Genomic DNA, 618 nt, shown 5'->3' on the forward strand with positions numbered 1-618 from the left:
CCATCAGATAGTAATTGGGTTATTTCTAGATCTGTATGTTTAGTATATGAATAATCATGACCACTTTTCAAATCTGTATCATATCCATCGTAGTCTATCTTATTCACAGAAATAATAGCTTCTTCTTTGCCACTCATTTTTATATCTTTTGCTGATTTAAGCGTTAATTTTTCAAGCGCCTTAACCTTTATCGCATTTATCGACAGGTCACCTGAATCGGCCTCAAGTGAAATATTTTTTCCTTGCAAGTGTGTGTTATAAACGTTCACTGTTGTTTCTGTTGCACCCCCTGTTCTTTTTTTGTCGTCATAATCAGTTACATTTCTCTTTTTTTTATAGTCAGTTGAATTAATTGCTACCGCCCCACCTTTAATGAACAAATCGCCGTAAGCATCGCTACTACTGACATTGGTAAGATTAATATCGCCATCCGCCTCTATTTTTATTTTTGGACTTGTTAACGTAACCCCTTCATAACCTACTGACTTATTACCAGATATCATATTAACAGTTGATGCCTTTATATTCAGCTCACCAGAACTCACTAATTCTTCGGCGGCTACATTTAATTCTCCTGTAGAGTTTATGTTCAAAGAAGTTCCAGCTACTATATTTTTT

1 protein-coding gene is annotated in these 618 nt (G+C 35.0%); it reads right to left on the reverse strand.

Going from position 1 to position 618, the window contains the following annotated elements:
- The coding region (locus tag V2A85_RS24300; RefSeq protein ID WP_420072633.1) for a hemagglutinin repeat-containing protein at window positions 1-618 on the reverse strand (618 nt) is incomplete at both ends.

Source organism: Yersinia sp. 1252 StPb PI (assembly GCF_048593885.1).
In the GTDB taxonomy this organism is placed as follows: Bacteria; Pseudomonadota; Gammaproteobacteria; order Enterobacterales; family Enterobacteriaceae; genus Yersinia; species Yersinia enterocolitica_E.